The sequence below is a fragment of the Streptomyces sp. NBC_00299 genome, assembly GCF_036173045.1.
Taxonomy (GTDB): domain Bacteria; phylum Actinomycetota; class Actinomycetes; order Streptomycetales; family Streptomycetaceae; genus Streptomyces; species Streptomyces machairae.
Genome location: NZ_CP108039.1, coordinates 1,428,466 through 1,440,620 on the forward strand (window position 1 = coordinate 1,428,466; position 12,155 = coordinate 1,440,620).

At 71.5% G+C, this 12,155-nt stretch carries 13 protein-coding genes and 1 tRNA gene; 6 read left to right on the forward strand and 8 right to left on the reverse strand.

What is annotated here, in order from left to right; translation table 11 throughout:
• Nucleotides 1-23: 23 nt before the first annotated feature.
• Nucleotides 24-665 carry a helix-turn-helix domain-containing protein gene (locus OHT51_RS06210; protein WP_328877876.1) on the reverse strand — a complete coding sequence of 214 codons (642 nt, stop codon included), beginning with the start codon at nucleotides 663-665 and terminating at the stop codon, nucleotides 24-26.
• A 193-nt stretch (nucleotides 666-858) separates the two neighbouring features.
• On the opposite strand from OHT51_RS06210, the gene OHT51_RS06215 reads away from it, so the two are divergent.
• The 6 genes from OHT51_RS06215 (at nucleotide 859) to rox (ending at nucleotide 7,432) form a co-directional block, all read left to right on the forward strand.
• The gene (locus OHT51_RS06215; protein ID WP_328877877.1) at nucleotides 859-1,725 is read left to right on the forward strand and encodes a hypothetical protein; all 867 of its coding nucleotides are present in this window, start codon (nucleotides 859-861) and stop codon (nucleotides 1,723-1,725) included.
• Nucleotides 1,726-1,893: 168 nt separating this feature from the next.
• Nucleotides 1,894-2,703: an SAM-dependent methyltransferase gene (locus OHT51_RS06220; protein ID WP_328877878.1), complete on the forward strand. Its 810-nt coding sequence runs from the start codon at nucleotides 1,894-1,896 to the stop codon at nucleotides 2,701-2,703.
• 96 nt (nucleotides 2,704-2,799) lie between these two features.
• Nucleotides 2,800-4,203, forward strand: coding sequence for a glutamine synthetase family protein (locus OHT51_RS06225; protein WP_328877879.1), 1,404 nt, complete (start codon nucleotides 2,800-2,802; stop codon nucleotides 4,201-4,203).
• A 1-nt stretch (nucleotide 4,204) separates the two neighbouring features.
• On the forward strand, nucleotides 4,205-5,371 hold the full coding sequence (locus OHT51_RS06230; RefSeq protein ID WP_328877880.1) for an amidohydrolase family protein: 1,167 nt from the start codon (nucleotides 4,205-4,207) through the stop codon (nucleotides 5,369-5,371).
• Between the two features lie 42 nt (nucleotides 5,372-5,413).
• Complete coding sequence (locus OHT51_RS06235; RefSeq protein ID WP_328884253.1) at nucleotides 5,414-5,941, forward strand: NUDIX hydrolase family protein; 528 nt, start codon at nucleotides 5,414-5,416, stop codon at nucleotides 5,939-5,941.
• 63 nt (nucleotides 5,942-6,004) lie between these two features.
• Nucleotides 6,005-7,432, forward strand: coding sequence for a rifampin monooxygenase (gene rox / locus OHT51_RS06240; RefSeq protein WP_328877881.1), 1,428 nt, complete (start codon nucleotides 6,005-6,007; stop codon nucleotides 7,430-7,432).
• Between the two features lie 76 nt (nucleotides 7,433-7,508).
• Here rox and OHT51_RS06245 read toward each other — a convergent pair.
• The 7 genes from OHT51_RS06245 to OHT51_RS06275 all read right to left on the reverse strand — a co-directional run bounded on the left by OHT51_RS06245 (nucleotide 7,509) and on the right by OHT51_RS06275 (nucleotide 12,134).
• Nucleotides 7,509-7,582, reverse strand: a tRNA-Pro gene (locus OHT51_RS06245).
• A 99-nt stretch (nucleotides 7,583-7,681) separates the two neighbouring features.
• Nucleotides 7,682-9,004 carry an MFS transporter gene (locus OHT51_RS06250; RefSeq protein WP_328877882.1) on the reverse strand — a complete coding sequence of 441 codons (1,323 nt, stop codon included), beginning with the start codon at nucleotides 9,002-9,004 and terminating at the stop codon, nucleotides 7,682-7,684.
• A gap of 31 nt (nucleotides 9,005-9,035) precedes the next feature.
• Nucleotides 9,036-9,395: an MmcQ/YjbR family DNA-binding protein gene (locus OHT51_RS06255; RefSeq protein WP_328877883.1), complete on the reverse strand. Its 360-nt coding sequence runs from the start codon at nucleotides 9,393-9,395 to the stop codon at nucleotides 9,036-9,038.
• 69 nt (nucleotides 9,396-9,464) lie between these two features.
• Nucleotides 9,465-9,947: a DUF1877 family protein gene (locus OHT51_RS06260; protein WP_328877884.1), complete on the reverse strand. Its 483-nt coding sequence runs from the start codon at nucleotides 9,945-9,947 to the stop codon at nucleotides 9,465-9,467.
• 117 nt (nucleotides 9,948-10,064) lie between these two features.
• On the reverse strand, nucleotides 10,065-10,577 hold the full coding sequence (locus tag OHT51_RS06265; protein WP_328877885.1) for a GNAT family N-acetyltransferase: 513 nt from the start codon (nucleotides 10,575-10,577) through the stop codon (nucleotides 10,065-10,067).
• The gene (locus tag OHT51_RS06270; RefSeq protein ID WP_328877886.1) at nucleotides 10,574-11,185 is read right to left on the reverse strand and encodes a helix-turn-helix domain-containing protein; all 612 of its coding nucleotides are present in this window, start codon (nucleotides 11,183-11,185) and stop codon (nucleotides 10,574-10,576) included. Before OHT51_RS06270 ends, OHT51_RS06265 begins: the two co-directional genes overlap by 4 nt.
• Nucleotides 11,186-11,231: 46 nt before the next feature.
• A complete protein-coding gene (locus tag OHT51_RS06275; RefSeq protein WP_328877887.1) occupies nucleotides 11,232-12,134 on the reverse strand; it encodes a LysR family transcriptional regulator in 903 nt (300 codons plus the stop codon).
• Nucleotides 12,135-12,155: the final 21 nt, after the last annotated feature.

Below are 12,155 nucleotides of genomic sequence, written 5' to 3' on the forward strand. Positions count from 1 at the left end.
CTGTACGCGGTGAGTGTCAAGTGTCACTGAACAACACTGGACACGAACCAGATGCCCGTAGCCGGTACGTCCCCATCATTGCGGTAGCGGTGCGGGGTCGTCGACTCGAAGCAGACGGCGTCGCCGGGACGCAGCGTGTACTCGTCGAAACCGAGGGTGAGGATCAGTTCACCCGAGGTCAGGCAGCCGTATTCGGTGCCGGTGTGGCGCATCAGGCCACCGGAGCTGGAGGAGGCCCCGCCGGGACGGTACGTCACGAGCAGGAAGTCGACATCGCTGCCGGGAACATGGCCGAGACGCTCCCACACGACGCCCGAGTCCAGTTCCAGCACCTCCCGCTCGTCCGGCGTGACCAGCGGGCCGATCCGGCGGCCGGGGTCGGCGGCGAAGGCGGCGAGGGCGTGCAGGACGGTGCCGGGGGCCGCCACCGCCGGGGAGGCCGTTGTCACCTCGCCCGCCTCGAAGAGGGCTTCGATGGAGATACCGAGGGCCGTGGTGATGGCGTAGAGGGTGCTGACCGACGGCTGGCTCTTGCCGTTCTCGATCTGCGAGATCAGGCTCGCCGACACCCCGACCTCCCGGGCGAGCGCCCGCAGGCTCGTCCCCCGCGCCAGGCGGGCCTGCCGGATGCGGGTGCCTACCGGCGGGACGGCGGCGGGGGGCATGGGGGCTCCTCTCACAGGGCAGGACTGTTCGCTCTCATTGAACAGTGAGCGGAGCATGCGCGGTACTGCAATGGCCCAAGGGAGGCCTCGGTGCGCTCCCGGGGCGGTCACTCGAACGGGCCGGTGCCGGTGGTGTGCCGAGGGCTCCGATGGTGCGCTGAGGACACTCGTCACGTTCTCAGGAGGCACCCCGATGACCCGTCGTACGTCCCTACTCGTCCGCGTCCTCTCCTCGGCCCTGGCGGCAGGCACGCTGTTGGCCACCGCCGCCTGCTCGGACGACGGCGACAAAGACGGCTCGCGGGCCTCCGGTGTCACCGCGTCCCCCGCCGCCAGGAAGCAGCCGACCGGCTCTCCCACCACGACGGGTTCTCCCACCACGACGGGTTCTCCCACCGGGGGCGCCGCCCTTACCGAGTCCGGGGCACAGACCGCGCTGATCACCGAGGCGGACATCGAGGACGACTGGACCCAGGTCAAGGACACCGAGGCCGAGAACTGGCACGACAGCCTGCTCATCGGCACGGTGGACGTCTCGGACTTCCTGACCGCCAAGGCCGACGCCGCCGACTGCCAGCGGCTCATGGACTCGCTCTACGACGACGACCTGCTGGGCAGGCCGTCGGGAGCGAACGCGCTGCGCGGCTTCACGCAGGACGATTCGCGGCTGCTGTACCAGGTCGCGTCCTACGACCGCAGCGACCCGCAGGACTCCTTGAACTGGATGGCGAAGCTGCCGAACGAGTGCGACCAGTTCACGATGACCGAGAACGGCGAGGAGCGCACCGTCCAGGTCATCGAGACCTCGCTGCCCAATGTGGGTGACGCCCGTGAGGGCCTGCGCGTGACGGTGCAGGGCACGACCGGCGGCGAGCAGGCCACGCTGACTCTGGACGTCGCCGCCGTACGTGTCGGCAACGACGCGATCACCGTCACGGCGGGCGGCCTCGACGGCAACGAGTCCGACTCCGTGGAGCAGGCGGTCAAGCTCGGCACCCAGCGTCTGAAGGACGTCCTGGCCGGGAAGTCGCCGGCCGCGAGCCCCAGCGAGATCGAGTAACTCACCCGGCGCCTCCCACCCGCCCGCCGCGCTCCTGCGACCCGACTCCGAACTGCCGCCTCCAACAGCCCTCCCGGCTCTGCCGATTCCCGGGACAGCGTGATCAACGGAGCGGCACAATGGCGGCGATGGCCGGTTTCGGTCGTGCGTGCGAGGAGAGGACGAGTCGTGAGTGATGGCCACACCCCGTCGGGCGGGTCGGCGAGGCTGAACACCGGTGTGGCGCACAACGCGCGCGTGTGGAACTACTGGATCGGCGGCAAGGACAACTACGAGGTCGACCAGCAGGTCGGCGAGCAGGTCGCGGGGATGTTCCCGATCATCCGGGACATCGCCCGCGCGGACCGCGACTTCCTCGGCCGGGCGGTGCGTTTCGTGGCCGAGGAGCAGGGCGTGCGGCAGTTCCTGGACATCGGAACCGGACTGCCGACGGCGGACAACACCCACGAGATCGCCCAGCGCGTCGCCCCCGACTCACGGATCGTGTACGTCGACAACGACCCGATCGTGCTCGTGCACGCCCGCACGCTGCTGACCGGCACCCACGAGGGCGTCACCGCCTACATCGACGCCGATGTGCACGACCCCGACGCCATCGTCGAACGCGCCTCGCAGACCCTGGACTTCACCCAACCGGTCGCGGTGATGATGCTGGGTATCCTCAACTTCGTCCTGGACTACGACAAGGCCCGCGAGATCGTACGGCGCCTCCTGGCCGCGGTTCCCTCCGGCAGCCATCTGGTCCTGACGCACCCGACGTTCGACTCCGAGCTCGGCGGCGAGGGCCAGATCCCGGCGATGAAGTTCTGGAACGAGAACGCCACGCCGCCGATCACGGCCCGCAGCGGCACGGACATCGCCGCCTTCTTCGAAGGGCTGGAGCTGCTGGAGCCGGGCATGGTGTCCTGCTCGCAGTGGCGCGCCCCCGACGCTCCCGCCGCGGTGCCGCAGTACGGCGCGGTCGCCGTGAAACCCTGACGCCCAGCAGGCACCACACGTGCCGACCGGAACGGATCGGACCGGCACGGACCGGAACGGACCGAACGGACCGGCCGAGCTCGTCGAGGAGACCGTATGACCACCCTTGCCGATCCCGTCCCGGGCGGGCGTCCGGGTGACGTCGAGCGGGCGGGCGCGCTGAGCGACGAGCTGTCCGGGCGGGGAGTGCACGGGATCGTCCTGGCCTACGTCGACACGGCGGGCATCGCCCGGGTGAAGACGATCCCGACGGCGAAGCTCGCCTCCGCGGCGGCCTGGGGCGTCGGGATGTCTCCGGTGTTCGACACCTTCCTGGCGGGCGACTCCATCGTCACCACGGACGTCCTCGGCTCCCCGGACGGCGACCTGCGCCTCTACCCCGACCTCGACCTGCTGGTGGAGTTGTCCGCGCAGCCCGGCTGGGCCTGGGCGCCGGTCGACCGGATCACCCAGGAGGGCGAGCGGCATCCCGCGTGCAGCCGTACGTTCCTGCGACGGACGGTCCTGGAGGCCGCCGAGCAGCACGACGTCATCTTCAAGGCGAGCATCGAGATCGAGTGGGCTGTCGCTCAACCCCCCGGTCCCGAGGGTGAGTTCGTGCCGGCGGTCTCAGGGCCGGCATACAGCGCCGCCCGCCAGGTCGAGTTGGGCGACTGCGCCGCCGATCTGCTGGCGGCGCTCGCGCGGCAGGGCGTGGAGGTCGACCAGTTCCATCCGGAGTACGCGGCGGGGCAGTTCGAGCTGTCGGTGGCCGCGCTCGATCCAGTGGCGGCGGCCGACCGCAGTGTGCTGGTGCGGCAGACCATCCGGGCGGTGGCGCGGCGCCACGGGCTCGCGGTGTCCTTCGCCCCGGCGGTCCTCGGACAGGGCGTCGGCAACGGCGGCCATGTCCACCTCTCCGCCTGGCGCGAGGGGGTCAATCTGCATGCGGGCGGTGACCGCCGCCACGGCATGCGGCCCGAGGCCGAGTCCTTCGCGGCCGGCATCCTCACCCACCTCCCCGCCCTCACGGCCGTGACCGCGCCGAGCCCGGCGAGCCATCTGCGGCTCAGGCCCTCGCAGTGGGCCGGGGTGTTCACCGCGTGGGGCCGGGAGACACGGGAGGCCGGGCTGCGTGTCGTCACCGGCATGGCAGGCCATCGCGCCGAGGCGGCCAACCTGGAGGTCAAGCCGGTGGACCTGGCCGCCAACCCGTACCTCGCCCTCGGCTGCCTGATCGCCGCCGGGCTGCACGGACTGACGTCCGGCGCGCGGCTGCCGCAGGAGATCACCGGCGATCCGGCACATCTGGGCGCTCAGGACGCGGCGGCCCGAGGTGTCCGCAGGCTGCCGACGTCGCTCGCGGAGGCTGTGGAGGAGTTCCGTACGGACGAGCCGCTGCGGGCCGCGCTGGGCCCGGTCCTCGCCGACGCCGTGACCGCCGTACGGCGGGGCGAGGTCGATGCCGTCGCCGGGCTGGACGACGACCAGGTCGCGGCGGCGTACCGCTGGAAGTACTGACGTGGGCGCCACAGGGCCGGTCCACGAGGCGCTCGCGGCGCTGCCGCTGGTGGACCACCACTGCCACGGGATCGTCACCGCCGACCTGGACCGGGACGGCTTCGAGTCCCTGCTCACCGAGGGTGAGCCCTGGCCCGCCATCTCCTCCTTCGACACCCCGGCCGGCGTGGCCGTACGCCGCCACTGCGCACCCCTGCTGGATCTGCCGCGGCACGCGCCCGCCGACGCGTATCTGGCCCGGCGTGCGGAGCTTGGCCGGCGCGAGGTGGACCGACGGCTGCTGGCCGCCGCCGGAACGGAGGTGTTCTGCGTCGACACGGGCTACACCCCGCAGCCACTCACCACGCCCAGGGAGCTGGCGGAGACCGCCGACGCGACCGCGTACGAGGTCGTACGGCTGGAGGCGGTCGCCGAGGCGGTGGCGGCACAGGGAGTGGAACCGGACGCCTACGCCACCGCCTTCCGTACGGCCGCCGAGGAGGCCGTACGGCGTCCGGGCGTGGTGGCCGTGAAGTCGGTGGCCGCCTACCGGACCGGCTTCGACCTGGACCCGGCGCGCCCCTCGGACGCCCTGGTCAGCGCGGCGGCCCGGCAGTGGCTGGAGAACGGCGGCCGGCTGGCCGACCCGGTCCTGGTACGCCATCTGCTGTGGACGGCGGTCGACCTGGGGCGCCCCCTCCAACTCCACACCGGGTTCGGCGACAACGAGATCCGGCTGCACCGCGTGAATCCGACGCACCTGACGGACTGGCTGCACCTGATCAAGGGCACGATTCCCGTGCTGCTCCTGCACTGCTGGCCCTACCAGCGCCAGGCCGCCTATCTGGCGGCTGTCTTCGAGGAGGTGTATCTCGACGTGGGCCTCACCCTGCACCACGTCGGCCCCGCGCGGTCCCGGGCGATCCTGGCGGAGGCGATGGAGATCACTCCGTTCCGCAAGCTGCTGTACAGCTCCGACGCGTATGGTCTGGCGGAGTTCTACCAGCTCGGCGCGCTGGCGTTCCGTCGCGGCCTGGGCGGACTGCTCCAGGACCGGGTGGACGCCGACGAACTGAGCCTGCCGGACGCGCTGCGGATCGCGGCGTGGGCAGCCGGCGACAACGCCCGCCGCCTCTACGGACTTCCCGCCCCCGACCCCGCCCACGAGCCCCGCCCGCATCGCGACTGAGCGTTCGCAATTCCCGGAAAGTATGATCAAGCAATGTCTGACATGACCGATACCACGCCCGGCTGGCTGTCCTCCGACGAGCTGGAAATGGCACGCGCGCGCATGCCGATCCTGTACGTCGAGGCCGTGCCGGTGCGGGTCGACGACAGCGGCGAGGTCACCAGCATCGGCCTGCTGCTGCGCATCGGACCGGACGGAACGGTCAGCCGGACCCTCGTCTCCGGCCGCGTGCTGCACCACGAGCGCGTTCGCGACGCCCTCCTGCGGCACCTGGAGAAGGACCTCGGCCCGGTGGCCCTCCCCCGGGTCCCGACCTCCCTCCAGCCCTTCACCGTCGCGGAGTACTTCCCGACGCACGGCGTCACGCCGTACCACGACCCGCGCCAGCACGCTGTCTCGCTCGCCTACGTCGTCCCGGTCACCGGCGACTGCCGCCCCCGCCAGGACGCGCTCGACCTGGTCTGGTTCAGCCCGCAGGAGGCACTGTCCCCGGCGGTGCAGAGCGAGATGCCGGGCGGTCACGGAGTGCTGCTGAAGCAGGCGCTGGCGCATGTGGGCTGCGTGATCTGACCCGGCGGGCGCCTACCGCAGAATCTCCGGCCGAAGCCAGTACCTGCGGAAATGAGTGTTGTGATGATCGACGTGATCATTGTGGGCGGCGGACCGACCGGCATGATGCTGGCCGCCGAGCTGCGGCTGCACGGCGTGCACGTCCTCGTGCTGGAGAAGGAGGCGGAGCCGACCAGGGTGGTCCGCTCGCTCGGGCTGCACATGCGCAGCATCGAGGTGATGGACCAGCGCGGTCTGCTGGAGCGGTTCCTCGCACACGGGCGGCAGTACCAGGTCGGCGGTTTCTTCGCCGGCATCGACAAGCCCTGGCCCGACGGGCTGGACACCGCGCATCCGTACACCCTCGGGATCCCGCAGACCATCACCGACCGTCTGCTGGCCGAGCACGCGACCGAGGCCGGCGCCGAGATCCGGCGCGGCAGCGAGCTGGTCGGGCTGAGCCAGGACGACGACGGTGTGACCGTCGAGCCGGACGACGGCACCCGGCTGCGTTCGCGCTACCTCGTCGGCTGTGACGGCGGCCGCAGCACGGTGCGCAAGCTGCTGGGCATCGGCTTCCCGGGCGAGCCCGCCACGGTGGAGACGCTGCTGGGCGAGATGGAGGTGGCCGTACCCCAGGAGACGCTGGTCTCCGTGATGACCGAAGTCCGCAAGACCCAGAAGCGGTTCGGCTTCATGCCTCTCGGGGACGGGGTGTACCGCGTCGTCGTGCCCGCCGACGGGCTGACCGAGGACCGGTCGGTCCCGCCGGCCTTCGAGGAGGTCCGGCAACAGCTGCGGGCGGTCGCCGGCACCGACTTCGGCGTGCACTCACCGCGCTGGCTGTCCCGCTTCGGCGACGCCACCCGGCAGGCCGAGCGCTACCGGTCCGGCCGTGTGCTGCTGGCCGGCGACGCGGCGCACATCCACCCGCCGACCGGTGGTCAGGGCCTCAACCTGGGCATCCAGGACGCGTTCAACCTCGGCTGGAAGCTGGCCGCCGAGCTGGGCGGCTGGGCACCGGACGGGCTGCTGGACAGCTACCACAGCGAACGGCACCCGGTGGCGGCCGACGTGCTGGACAACACCCGCGCACAGATGCACCTGATGTCCACCGAGCCGGGTCCGCAGTCGGTGCGCCGGCTGGTGTCGCAGCTGATGGACTTCGAGGACGTGAACCGCTATCTGATCGAGAAGATCACCGCGATCGGCGTCCACTACGACTTCGGCGAGGGCCACGCACTGCTCGGCCGACGGCTGCGGGACGTGAAGCTGGAGCAGGGCCGCCTCTACGAGCTGATGCGCGCCGGCCGCGGACTCCTGCTCGACCGGACGGGCCGGCTCTCGGTGGCGGGCTGGTCGGATCGGGTCGACCACGTCGTCGACGCCTGCGAGGAACTGGACGTGCCCGCGGTGCTGCTGCGGCCGGACGGCCATGTGGCCTGGGCCGGCGAAGATCAGCAGGAGCTGCTCGGCCATCTGCCGAGGTGGTTCGGGGCCGCCGCCGGCTGAGTGCCCGGCCGGCCACCGGGAAACCCAGCGAAAAAGGGCCCTCGCAGGCTCTCGCCTGCGAAGACCCTTCGCACCGTCGGGACGACAGGATTTGAACCTGCGACCCCTTGACCCCCAGTCAAGTGCGCTACCAAGCTGCGCCACGTCCCGGTGCCGTCTGACCTGGGGTTTCCCCCGGCCGAACGCGCATGGAAACAATACCGCACTCGGGTCGGTGGTCGCGCACTCGTTTCCGCGCGACCGGCCGCTTCAGATCCGCTCGGGGCACACGCCCTCGCCTGTCGCGGCCGGGGCCGGAGACGGAGCCGGCCCCACCGTCGTCGGGGTGTCGGCCCGCACCAGGTCACGGATCGGACGCACGGTGAGCAGGGCGGCCACGACGACCAGGCTCATGCCTCCGGCGACCAGGAGCACGTGGTCCGTGCCGATGGTCGCCGCGGCCGGGCCCGCGAGGGCCTGGCCGACCGGCATCATCGCCAGGGAGCCGGCCACGTCGTACGCGTGGATGCGGTTGAGGACGTCGGCCGGGACCTGCGTCTGGACGCTGGTCGCCCACATCACGCTCCAGAAGGCCATGCCCGCCCCGGCGACAGCGGCTCCGGCCGCCATGGCCGGAACGCCGAGGCCGGCGCCGACCGTCATGGGGAAGCCGGCGAAGGCGAAGAGCGCGATCGCGCCGGCGCGGAGCATGCGGTGCGGGCGCAGCCGCAGCGCGAGCAGGCCGCCCACGACGGTCCCCGCGCCGAGGGCGGAGTTGATCAGGCCGTAGGCACGCGGTCCGTGCTGCTGGACGACCTCCGTCGCCACGAGCGGGACCGTCGGGCCCCATACGGCGATCATGTAGACGCACCAGATGACGATGACGCCCCAGAGCCAGGTCCGGGATCTGAATTCCCGCCAGCCTTCCGCCAGATCCGCCCGGAAGGCTCTGGTTCCGCGGCCTGAGCGGTCGCCGGGCGGGCGGACCAGCGGGGGCAGGCGGAGCAGCAGGAGGCACAGGGCGCTCACCGCGTATGTGGTCGCGTGGGCCGCGAACACGCCGCCGGGTGACGCGAAACCGACGAGCACACCGGCGAGGGCGGGTCCGGCGAGTTGGGCCACGGCCTCGGCGACGCGTATGGCGCCGTTCGCACCCTGGACGTCGGCGGCGAGCCGGGGCACTGTGCCGGCGACGCCGGGCTGGAACACGGCGCCCGCCGCGCCGTTGACGAAGCCGATCGCGCAGATCTGCCACAGCACGACATGCCCGGTGAAGAACAGCACGGCGGCCAGGGACTGGGTGCCGAGGCGGACCAGGTCGGCGCCGATCATCAGCCTGCGGGTGCTGAAGCGGTCGGCGATGACCCCGCCGAAGACGATGAGCCCGGCGAACGCGGCGGACGTCGCGGCCAGGGCGAGGCCGACGGCTCCGGCGCCGTACCCGTGCTGCAGCAGGCCCGCGGCGAGGGCCACCGGCAGCATGGTGTCGCCGAGTTGGGCGACGGCCCGGGCGACGAAGAACAGGCCGAAGTCCCTCGACCACACCGGGTGTGATCCGGCCCGCCCTCTCATCCGCTTGCGCCTTCCGGTCATGACATGGAGCACGGACAGTGCCTCACTGGTCTCACTCTCCCGTCGGCGGCCCCAACTCGGGGTGCGCCTCCAGCAGGCTCGACGGTGCCGCCTGGCGCCAGGAGTCGGCGAGGATGTCGCGCAGTTCGTCCTCGTCGTCCAGGGCGGAGAGCCAAGCCCTCACCCAGGCGAACTGCGCCTCGTGGTCGGCGATCCAGAACTTGTCCGGCTCGGCCAGCACCAGTTCGTCGCGCTCCTCCTTGGGACAGCGCACGGCGATGGAGGTCTCGTCCTCGGGCAGCGTGGCGAACATCTTGCCCGCGACCCGGAACGTGGGCATGCTCCAGGCGATCTTCTCCGTCGTATCCGGCAGGGACAGGGCGATACGGCGTACGTCTTCGGCATCCGGCATGGCAGGCACGGTAGCGGCTGCCACTGACAACCACCTGGTGAGCGGGGTCGGTCCGACCTCCGGGAGGCCCTAGAAGCTGAAGGTCATGAACGCTCCGAGGCCTCGATCGGCAGCCGCGCCGAAGAACGCGACAAGCTCCTCGTAGGCCCCCTCCAGCCATTCCAGCTGCCCCTCGGGGTCGAACTTCCACATGTTGGGGTACGCATTCTCCTGCGCCATCCGGTCCGGGTCGTAGTGGCCCGCCAGCCGTTCCCACGGGGTCGCCCGCAGCTCCCGTGCCACGCTGCCGATCTGCTCCGCGTCCCACCCGAACAGGGTGCCGTCGTCCCGGATCTGGAACCCGTCCATCAGGAACTCCAGTCCCACCTCAGCCTGGTCGAACAGGAACTGGAGCCCGCCGAACGCCTTGTCCGGGCCTCCGTAGGGACGGTCCGGCATCGGGGAGTTCTCGCCGTACAGCTCAAAGATGTATTCGTCTGCCCAATTCGGGTCCTTCGCCGCCCTGTCCAGCTCCTCCGTCGTCGCGCTGATGAACGAAATACTGACGCCCATGACAGGCAATCCCCCTTGATGTACTGGTTGTTCGGCCGCTTTCGATACTGTTGATCGCCCTCGTGGTCGATCAACGACGGTGAGTGTTCCACGCAGCACTGACAACGGGGCGATCGGTCAGAGGTGCTTGAAGTAGATCGTCGTCGGCCGCAGCGCTCCGTCCGGGTCCGCCGCGTAGTCCGGGATCACCCCGGCCCGGGTCCAGCCGGCCGCGCGGTACAGCCGCTCGGCGAGGCTGTCGGTCTCGGTGTCCAGGTGGAGGAGGGTGATCCCGGCCCGGATCGCTGCCTCTTCCGCGGTCGTCAGGAGCCTGCGGCCGAGGCCCTGACCCCGCGCGTCCCGGTGCACCATCAGCTTGACCAGCTCGGCCCGGTGGCGGCTGTTGGGCTTGTCGGGGAAGGCCAGGCTGACCGTGCCCACGGTTCGCTCGCCCTCGCGTGCCACCCACGCCGCCCACTGCCCGGTGGCCACGGCGGCCGCGCGCTCCTTCCACCAGCCCATGGCAGCCGTACGGTCAAGGGGGGCCAGGAACCCGACGGACGCACCGTCCTCCACGGTGTCCACGAGCAGGTCGGCCAAGTCCTCCACCTGGCCCAGCAGTTGGCCTTCGTCCAGGCGCGTCACGATCACGGCAGCACCACCGCCAGCACGTACCGCACCGCTCCAGGCCCCGCGCACCGGAACCGCGTGGGCCCCCACACCCGTATCCGCAGACAGTCCCCGGCGTCGAGATGGTGCTCCGCCTCCTGAACCGTCACTTCGAGGGCCCCCTCCAGGACCCAGATGTGCTGCTCCAGTCCCGGTACGGGCGGGCGGTCGTACGCGATGTCGGCGCCCTCGGCGAGCCGGCCCTCGACGAGTTCGGCGCGCAATCCGGCGTGCGGCGGCGACACGGACCGTCGTACGAACCCGGAGGAACGGTCCTCCCACACCGGCTGCTCGGCCGCCCGCACCAGCAGCGCGGGCTCGGACTCGACCTCGCTGAGCAGCTGGGACATGGTCCGGCCGTAGACGTGGCACAGGCGGTTCAGCAGCGCGGCAGTGGGGCTGATCTCCGCCCGCTCGGCGCGGGACAGGGTGGAGCGGCTGATGCCGCTGCGCTCCGCCAACTCACCGAGCGACCAGCCGCGTTCGGCCCGCAACTCGGCCAGACGGGCACCGAGGCGGGCGTCGACCGCGTCCAAGGCGGTGTCCAGGACGGCCTGGGCTGCACCATCGCCGGAAGTCTCTCGTTTCATATCCGGGACGCTATCCCAGATATGAAACGGCGGTGTTACGGGAGCCTCACTCCCCCGCGACCTCCCCGAGCGCGTCCAGCACCGGCCTGATCAACGGGTGCTCCTCCGCGCCCCGGCGCACCGCCGCGAACACCCGACGCGTGGGCGCCACTCCGTCCACGGGCCGTACGACGACCCCCGTGAGGTCCATGCCGCGCAGCGCCGAGCGCGGTACGAGCGCGACGCCCGCGTCGGCCGAGGCGAGGGCGACGACCGCGCGGAAGTCGTCCGAGGAGTGTTCGAGGCGGGGCTGGAAGCCGGCGTTCTCGCAGGCCAGAACGACCACGTCGTGGCAGGGATTGCCGGGGTACTGGCCGATCCACGGGTCCTTCGCCAGCTCCGCGAGCGGGACCTCGGCCGCGTCGGCCAACCGGTGGCTCACCGGGACGACCGCGTCGAAGGGCTCGGCGTACAGCGGTACGTGCGCGAGGCGGGGGTCGTCGGCGGGCGGCGCCCCCCTGTACTCGACGGCCACCGCGATGTCGACCTGCCGGTCCAGCACCATCGGCAGGCTGGCGTCGCCCTCGGCGTCCTGGACGCGGATGCGGATGCCGGGGGCCGTCCCGGCGAGGCGGGCCACCGCGGGCGCGACGACCAGGGCGATGCCGGTCGCGAAGGAGGCGACCGTGACCGTGCCGGCCGCGCCCGAGCTGTACGCCGCGAGCTCGGCCTCCGCCCGCTCCAGCTGGGCCAGGACGGCGTTGGTGTGGCTGAGCAGGATCTCGCCGGCCGGGGTCAGCCGTACGCCCTTCGCGCCGCGCTCCACCAGACGGTGGCCGGTCTCCTGCTCCAGGGCCGCGAGCTGCTGGGAGACCGCGGAGGGCGTGAGATACAGCGCGGCGGCAGCCGCCGTCACGGTGCGGTGGTCGGCCACCGCACGGAGGATGTGGAGCCGCCGCGCTTCGATCATGAGATCGATTATCGCAAGGTC

Bases quoted from the DNA above. Each gene is read 5' to 3' on its own strand.
- OHT51_RS06210 (WP_328877876.1), bottom strand. From the start codon at position 665: ATGCCCCCCGCCGCCGTCCCGCCGGTAGGCACCCGCATCCGGCAGGCC.
- OHT51_RS06215 (WP_328877877.1), top strand. From the start codon at position 859: ATGACCCGTCGTACGTCCCTACTCGTCCGCGTCCTCTCCTCGGCCCTG.
- OHT51_RS06225 (WP_328877879.1), top strand. From the start codon at position 2,800: ATGACCACCCTTGCCGATCCCGTCCCGGGCGGGCGTCCGGGTGACGTC.
- OHT51_RS06235 (WP_328884253.1), top strand. From the start codon at position 5,414: ATGACCGATACCACGCCCGGCTGGCTGTCCTCCGACGAGCTGGAAATG.
- rox (WP_328877881.1), top strand. From the start codon at position 6,005: ATGATCGACGTGATCATTGTGGGCGGCGGACCGACCGGCATGATGCTG.
- OHT51_RS06250 (WP_328877882.1), bottom strand. From the start codon at position 9,004: ATGACCGGAAGGCGCAAGCGGATGAGAGGGCGGGCCGGATCACACCCG.
- OHT51_RS06255 (WP_328877883.1), bottom strand. From the start codon at position 9,395: ATGCCGGATGCCGAAGACGTACGCCGTATCGCCCTGTCCCTGCCGGAT.
- OHT51_RS06260 (WP_328877884.1), bottom strand. From the start codon at position 9,947: ATGGGCGTCAGTATTTCGTTCATCAGCGCGACGACGGAGGAGCTGGAC.
- OHT51_RS06270 (WP_328877886.1), bottom strand. From the start codon at position 11,185: ATGAAACGAGAGACTTCCGGCGATGGTGCAGCCCAGGCCGTCCTGGAC.
- OHT51_RS06275 (WP_328877887.1), bottom strand. From the start codon at position 12,134: ATGATCGAAGCGCGGCGGCTCCACATCCTCCGTGCGGTGGCCGACCAC.